This window comes from Microbulbifer sp. 2205BS26-8 (genome assembly GCF_030731025.1).
Lineage (GTDB): Bacteria > Pseudomonadota > Gammaproteobacteria > Pseudomonadales > Cellvibrionaceae > Microbulbifer > Microbulbifer spongiae.
The window spans coordinates 1-1,025 of record NZ_JAVAMR010000140.1; the positions used below are offsets into that span (position 1 = coordinate 1).

Here is a 1,025-nt window from a genome sequence, read left to right on the forward strand (position 1 = left end):
ACCATCTAAGCTAAGCCGAGCTTCAGTAATCTTTCCGGCATTGGCGGCGTCCGGAGAGAAATGTAGACAAGCCGGGGAATAAGTGCACACAGGTCGAACCTGCGGTTAAAACGATATTGGAACTCCGCCAGGTAGCGCTGTGCATATTTCGGTCGTATCGCATGGTAGGTGCTGCGCAACGCACTTTTTAAATTGCCGAGTACCGTGTTCACCCAGTAGAACTCGGGCTCCTCAACGGAGGCGCGGCCACCACCGCAGACGATCTTGTCGTGGTCGCAGCCAGCCTCAGTGACAGCATTGAAGCACGCCAGGCCATCTGAGATAACGGTACTGCCTTTGTTTAGATAGCGCTTGCTCCAAGTGGCGATTTCAGTACTTCGAAAGCCTTGGACTACAGAGAGTTTGATCCGGGTGGGCTGCCCTTCCTTCGTGGTTTCAACCGCGGCTACGAAAGGCGTCTTGCTCTCAGCACCGCGCCCCGGCTTGCACCCGGTACGCTCGCCGCCGAGATAGGCGTCGTCCAACTCGATGAAGCCAGATAGCTTGTACTGCTGGTCTCGCTCCACCATTACCTGCATGAGTTTCTGTTTCATGCGCCAAGCGGCGTTGTAGGAGATTCCCAGGTGACGGGCCAGCTTCATACTGGAGATACCCTTCTTGTCTTGGGTGATGAGGTAGATTGCCTGAAACCAGACGGTAAGAGGTAGTTTGCTGGAGTCAAATATGGTGCCAGCGGTGATTGAAGTCTGTCGATGGCATCGGTTGCACTGCTGTAGCTTCCTGTAGGACAGTTGGCAGCACTGATTGTGGCCGCAATGAGGGCAGCGGAAGTCCTCCGGCCACCGCCAGCGATAGAGAGCGTCGAAGCACTGCTCCTCTGTACCGTACTGCTTGAGGAACTCAGTCAGACTGATACCTTTCTGAAACTGTACTTTGTTGCGGGCCATGGCGGATCCCCTTGCAGATCAATAAGATAGCTGTATTTATATACAGTTAAGTATGGCTTAGCAAGAGTGGTAATTAGG

At 53.8% G+C, this 1,025-nt stretch carries 1 protein-coding gene; it reads right to left on the bottom strand.

Annotated features, from left to right (window positions below; all coding sequences use genetic code 11):
• Window positions 1-5: 5 nt before the first annotated feature.
• Window positions 6-947, bottom strand: a complete 942-nt coding sequence (locus Q5Y71_RS16925) for an IS1595 family transposase (RefSeq protein WP_306043248.1) — start codon at window positions 945-947, stop codon at window positions 6-8.
• Window positions 948-1,025 lie beyond the last annotated feature (78 nt).

Bases quoted from the DNA above. Each gene is read 5' to 3' on its own strand.
- Q5Y71_RS16925 (WP_306043248.1), bottom strand. From the start codon at position 947: ATGGCCCGCAACAAAGTACAGTTTCAGAAAGGTATCAGTCTGACTGAG.